This window comes from Aquimarina muelleri DSM 19832 (genome assembly GCF_000430665.1).
Classification (GTDB): domain Bacteria; phylum Bacteroidota; class Bacteroidia; order Flavobacteriales; family Flavobacteriaceae; genus Aquimarina; species Aquimarina muelleri.
This window is the reverse complement of record NZ_AUML01000048.1, coordinates 25622-31825: the sequence shown is the minus strand read 5'-3', so window position 1 is coordinate 31825 and position 6204 is coordinate 25622. Positions and strand designations below refer to the sequence as shown.

General features: G+C 30.9%; 5 protein-coding genes. 4 read left to right on the top strand and 1 reads right to left on the bottom strand.

The window, feature by feature from the left end; genetic code table 11:
• The coding region (locus H527_RS0116770) for a transposase domain-containing protein (protein WP_027413764.1) at nucleotides 1–274 on the top strand (274 nt) is incomplete at its 5' end.
• On the opposite strand, the gene H527_RS0116765 is transcribed toward H527_RS0116770, so the two are convergent.
• A complete protein-coding gene (locus tag H527_RS0116765) occupies nucleotides 253–513 on the bottom strand; it encodes a hypothetical protein (RefSeq protein ID WP_027413763.1) in 261 nt (86 codons plus the stop codon). The genes H527_RS0116770 and H527_RS0116765 overlap by 22 nt on opposite strands.
• A gap of 393 nt (nucleotides 514–906) precedes the next feature.
• Here H527_RS0116765 and H527_RS0116760 point away from each other — a divergent pair, with 393 nt between their 5' ends.
• The 3 genes from H527_RS0116760 (at nucleotide 907) to H527_RS22445 (ending at nucleotide 6194) form a co-directional block, all read left to right on the top strand.
• Nucleotides 907–1464: an RNA polymerase sigma factor gene (locus H527_RS0116760; RefSeq protein ID WP_027413762.1), complete on the top strand. Its 558-nt coding sequence runs from the start codon at nucleotides 907–909 to the stop codon at nucleotides 1462–1464.
• Between the two features lie 136 nt (nucleotides 1465–1600).
• Complete coding sequence (locus H527_RS22450) at nucleotides 1601–2608, top strand: FecR family protein (protein ID WP_027413761.1); 1008 nt, start codon at nucleotides 1601–1603, stop codon at nucleotides 2606–2608.
• A gap of 142 nt (nucleotides 2609–2750) precedes the next feature.
• On the top strand, nucleotides 2751–6194 hold the full coding sequence (locus H527_RS22445; RefSeq protein WP_081414634.1) for a TonB-dependent receptor: 3444 nt from the start codon (nucleotides 2751–2753) through the stop codon (nucleotides 6192–6194).
• The last annotated feature ends 10 nt before the right edge of the window (nucleotides 6195–6204 follow it).

The window sequence follows — 6204 nt, the reverse complement described above, 5'->3', positions numbered from 1 at the left end:
GAATATATTTCTGGATGGAAAAATAGAGCTAGATAATAACAAAATAGAAAATGCCATAAGACCAATGGCTATAGGTAGAAAAAACTATCTATTCTGTGGATCACACAAAGCAGCACAAAATGCAGCAATGCTGTATTCTTTCTTTGGAAGTTGCAAAATGCAAAACATAAATCCAAGAGAATGGCTCGCTAATACCTTAGAAAAAATACCAGATCATAGCATACAAAAATTAGAAGAATTACTACCTGGATATCAAGAAAATTCTATACTGTAGTTGCTCGGATGCATACTCATATTTATGATAAGTTTCATGATTTCTTTTTTACCTTCTTTTAATACTTCAAAAGCTTCAGAAAACCCTTCTTCTACATCTATGCCAATATCTTCGACTTTATTTACAACGGCATCTTCTACTTTTCTGAAAACGCCAATGCCTTTATGACCTCGTTCTTTAGCTTTTTCTAATTGTTTTTCTTTTCTTGCCTCGAAAACAAAATATATTTTCAGAAACATTCTTATGAGCTTGCTCTGAGGTTATTGATTGAATAACCCATTAGTATCTTTGTCTTTATGTGAATATTGAATTAAAAGTACAATTTTTATCCACGTTATATTGAGTCTTGTGACAGGTTCAAGACAGGTTTTGTCGAGAGGTTAATATAAAAAGTCACTTAAATTGACTGTTTTTATGATATATCCGAATATTGCTTGAACTTTGGTTAATATGCTACTGGGAGAGATTTTATGAATTGGGTTTTGATAAAAATTTTCCAAAAAAACCTTTTTAAAAAAGAGTTATAATTGTTTTTAGTTATATTTATATCCCTAATTAATGTTAAAACCATGTTTAATTTGTGGTGATACATCCAATTCTTTAAGAATTCTTTAATGTATAAAATAGTGTAAATGCAATCTGTTAAAACTATAGATTCTATATTATGGGCAAAGATTAAATTAGGAGACTTAGATGCTTATAATCAGTTATATGACAGGTATGTAAATTCTCTTTATGATTTCGGGATTCAACAAACAAACGATAAAGATTACGTAAAAGATTGTATTCATGATCTTTTTTTAGATATATATAAGTACCGTAAAAAACTTTCTGATGTAGATAATGTAAACTATTATCTTTTGACATCTCTTAAAAGGAAAATTAACAGAAAATTTAAATCAAAAATTGAGCTATTCTCTACAGAAGAGAAGAAAAACGAGATTAAATCGGAATATTCATCAATAGAAGATTCCATTATCCAATCAGAAAAATCTTCTGAGATTAATAATAAACTTTCTGAAGCACTCACTTCCCTTTCTACCAAACAAAGAAAAGGATTATTCTTAAAATTTGATGAAAAAAAATCATACGAAGAGATTTCAATAATCTTAGGAATTTCTATAGAATCCGTACGAACACTTATCTACAGAGCTGTCAAAAAACTACGAAGTGAAATACAAGTAAAATAAAAAAAACACACTTTTTTTGTCTATACTTTTTGATTATGGTGCTTTCTTAATATAGTAGGCCTTTATTTTATGTAGTTTACTTTATGTTTTATTAAATATAATGATATAAATGTAATTGATATTAAACCCCCTCAAAATGTTAACAGAAGAAGACAAACGACACTTAAAATCTAGGATTGACACTTCTATTATTGCGCATAATTATAAAACAAAGAAAAGGCGTAGAAGATACCTTATGAGTGTAGCTGCAGTAATTGTGGTCATAATAGGTTCTACCATATATAATAGTATTAATCAAGACTACTCAGAGATTAAAAATTATGTAGATGTTTCAAAAATAGGTATTGATCAGAGTGGTGATGTTAAATTAGTTTTAAATAAAACAGATGAAATAAAAATTACAGAAAAAGCATCTAATATAACATACTCTAACTCTGGAGGTGAAGTGGATATTAATAACTCAAAAAAAGTAACTCAATCATCAAAGAATAAATTTAATACAATCATTGTTCCTTATGGAAAAAGAACTGAAATCACACTCTCGGAAGGGACTAAGGTATGGCTTAATTCAGGTTCAAAACTTACATATCCAGTAGTGTTTAATGGAAATAAAAGAGAGGTTCACCTTATTGGAGAAGCAATTTTTGATGTAAAACATAACAAAAAACAACCTTTTTATGTAATTACGAATAATTATGATGTTAAGGTTTTGGGTACAGTCTTTAACATTAGTAGTTATGATGATGATCCATATACTAGTACAGCATTAGAAAAAGGTAGTGTAGAAATAAACTACGAAGGCAGTTCTATTTTTGGTAAATCAAAGATTAAAATTACTCCAGGAACCCTTGCAGTATACGATAGTAGAACTAAAGTAATACATAAGGATAAGGTAGATGTTACTAAATATATGTCTTGGCGTGATGGTAAGTTTATTTTTAAAAACCAGCGAATGGATATTATTGTTAAAAAACTATCCAGATACTATAATACTAAGATTGTTATCGAAAGCGAAATTCTTAAAAAACAAACATTTTCTGGACATCTGAATTTAACAGATAATCTTGGTAAGGTTTTAGAAATTCTTAAACAATCAACAGATTTAAGCTATAAAAAACAAAATGAAGAATTTATAATTAATTAAAAAACAGAAAAGAATATGACATAGCTATAAACAATAACCAACTAATATACTTAATAAAAAAAGTCAGAAAATGCGGCAACATTTCCTGACTAAAATCAAAATATTGCGATATCGCAATACTTAACATGTAAAAAACAAAATTATGAATAAAAAAGTTAGTAGCGTTTCTTCTTTACCTAAAAAGAAGAAATTCAGTTTTTTATTAACTATTATGAGAGTTTTTATTTTATTTCTGTGTTTTGGATTAACAAGTGCATATGCGAATAATTCGTATTCGCAAACTAAGCTTGATATTAGTCTAAAAGGCGGAACTTTTGAAGAATTATTTGATCAAATCCATTCTAAGAGTGAGTTTATATTTTTTTATAAAGACGATGTAGTCAATACTAGTAATAGGATTACCCTATACCTTAATCAATCCACTATAAAAGAAATATTGGATGAGGCATTTATAAAAACAAACCTTACTTATAAAATCATGGATAGGCAGGTTGTTATATCTGTACAGAAACAACAAGCCAATATTAACAAGCTTATAAAAGATCCTTTGCAAAATATGTTGCGAGGTAAGGTGCTTACAGGATTAAAAGAACCCTTGCCAGGAGCAAGTATTATCATCAAGGGTACCAATAAAGGCACGCAAACGGATTTTGATGGCAATTATGAATTAGAGGTTTTAGAAGGAGATATCTTAGTGTTTTCTTATGTTGGTTTTAGCCCTAAAGAAGTCAAATACTCAGGGCAATCGATGTTAAATATTACATTAATAGAAGATACAAGTGAGTTAAATGAGGTTATTGTAACAGGGTATACCAAGCAAAATACCAGAAGTATCACAGGCTCAGTTTCTGTAGTAGAATCTAAGGATATAGCAGCAACTACACCATCAAGTATTGAACAAGCTTTACAAGGGCAGGCCTCTGGTGTAACAGTAGGGGTAGAGGGTGGCCCTGGAGGTAATGCGGCGGTACGTATTAGAGGGTACGGTACTATAAATGGTAATGATCCATTATACGTTATTGATGGAGTACAAACAGGGCAGGGATTAAGTGATCTTAATCCAGATGATATAGCTTCAATACAAGTACTTAAAGATGCCGCTGCAGCATCAATATATGGTATTGGAGCAGCAAATGGAGTTATCATTATCACTACTAAGAATGGAAAAAAGAATAATAAAGTATTATTTACCTATAATGCAGTTACAGGTGTAGACTTTATACCAAATTCGGTATTTCCAAAAATGGCAACTCCACAACAATTAGCAGATGCATACTGGCAAGCATCTGCAAATGATGGTATTGCTATATCACACCCGCAATATGGATCAGGTGCAACACCAATTTTACCAGATTATATACTACCACAAGGAGTATCTGGTACAGTAGACGAAAGTACATATAGTTATCCCGATAATAGAATTACAAGAGCAAATAAAAATGGAACAGATTGGTTTGATGAGTTTTTTAATTCGGCATTTGTGCAACAGCATAATATAGGAGTTAGAGGAGGTAGTGAGTTTTCAAAATTTTATGTAGGAATAGGAGTGTTGGATCAAAAAGGAGTAGCTATAGAAACAAGTTTTGATCGCTATAATCTTAGAGTAAACTCAGAATTTGATGTAAAAGATAATTTTAGAATAGGAGAAACCCTAAATGTATCTTATTCAGAAAAAATAGGGATTAGTGACCCTTTAAATGATAATGATAATCAAAATAACGATAGTCAACTTGCAGCATTATATAGATTGCACCCTATGATTCCTGTTTATGATATTGGAGGAAATTATGCAGGAACAGCAAATACACCCGGAGTAGGTATTGGAAACAATGCAGTTGCCATAGCTCATAGAAATAAAAATAATGTAACAGAAACACTTAGAGCAATAGGATCTATATATGCAGAACTAGATATTACTAATGATCTATTATTAAAAACAGTTTTTACAGCCGATTTAGGTAGTTCTAAATTTTCATTTTTTCAACCAATAGACTATGAAAATTCCTCAGCCAAAGCGGTTAATCAACTTAGAGAAACCTCTACAGATGTTATCAATACCAATTGGTATAATATCCTTCAGTATACTAAAAGAGTTAGAGATGTACATAATATAGACATCTTTATAGGAACAGAATTTAAGAGAAATAATTTTGAAACCTTTTATGCACAAGTCTCAGGCTTTCTATTAACAACACCCGATATTACTTTTTTAAACGCAGGTACAGGAGCATCAAATGTAGGAAGTGGTCAATCCAAATCTTCAAGTTTTTCAGTTTTTGGAAAAGCCGATTATGCCTATGATGATAAATATCTATTAAGTGCCACATTAAGACGTGATGAGTCCTCAAAGTTTGAAGGAGGAAATCAGGTAGGCACTTTTCCTGCAGTAAGTGTAGGTTGGAGAATCTCAGGAGAGTCCTTTTTACAAGATTCACCTATAATCAATAATTTATTACTTAAGCTTAGTTGGGGAGAACTAGGAAATGACAATATCCCTGCATTTAGAGGAGTAACTGCTTATGGGCCGAGCCTTAGTTTTAATAACTATAATGGGCAGACAGGGTATTTTTTAACCAACATAGGAGATCCTAATTTATCTTGGGAAACAACAACGACAACTAATCTGGGTATCGCAGGAACATTTTTTAATAATGCCATTAATATAAACTTAGATGTATACGAGTCTGTTACCAAAGATATGTTATTACCAACGCCAGTAGATCCCACAGTATATGGTAACACCGTAAATACTATTTATAGAAACTTGGGACAGATGACCAATAGAGGTCTTGATCTGGGAGTAACCTATTCTAATACGCCAGATCATAAATTTAAATATTCTATAGGAGTAAACGTATCGCATTATAATAATAATGTAGACTTTTTAGATAAAAATAATCCATCACCAATCCCTAATCCTGTTTTAGGATCACAAACCAGTTTTGAGACAACTAATACAGGTAGAGGAAATCCAATATCTTCTTTTGTAGGATATACATGGCAAGGAATTGATCAGACTACAGGTCGAGCTATTATTACAGGAGATGCCAGAGATGTTATAGGAAACCCCCATCCTGATTTTACCTATGGTATTAATTTTAATGCAGATTATAAAAACTTTGATATGTCCTTTCTTTTTCAAGGATCACAAGGCAATGATGTTTATAATCTTACAAAATTCTGGACTGATTTCTATAATTTTGAAGGAGGTAAGAGTATCGATTATATACAAAACTCATGGTCTTCAACGAATCGTAATGGATCACTACCAGCATTAACATTACGTCCAGATGAAGCCGTAGGATCTTCTTATTATATTGAAGATGGATCATATCTAAGATTGAAAAACATATCTTTCGGATATTCCTTAAATGAAAAAATTACTTCTAAATTAAAAGTAGGTAAAATACGATTTTTTGTACAAGGTAAAAATTTACTAACCTTTACAAAGTATAGTGGTTTAGATCCAGAAATAAACCTTACCAATTACACTAATCAACAGCAAGCAAATCTAGAAATAGGAGTGGATAGAGGAGCATATCCTGTTTCTAGATCATTGAATTTAGGCTTAAATGTTACATTCTAAAAAGAAAGAA

Excerpts from the sequence above, each read along its gene's own strand:
- H527_RS22445 (WP_081414634.1), top strand. The coding sequence starts at position 2,751 with ATGAATAAAAAAGTTAGTAGCGTTTCTTCTTTACCTAAAAAGAAGAAA.
- H527_RS0116760 (WP_027413762.1), top strand. The coding sequence starts at position 907 with ATGCAATCTGTTAAAACTATAGATTCTATATTATGGGCAAAGATTAAA.
- H527_RS0116765 (WP_027413763.1), bottom strand. The coding sequence starts at position 513 with ATGTTTCTGAAAATATATTTTGTTTTCGAGGCAAGAAAAGAAAAACAA.
- H527_RS22450 (WP_027413761.1), top strand. The coding sequence starts at position 1,601 with ATGTTAACAGAAGAAGACAAACGACACTTAAAATCTAGGATTGACACT.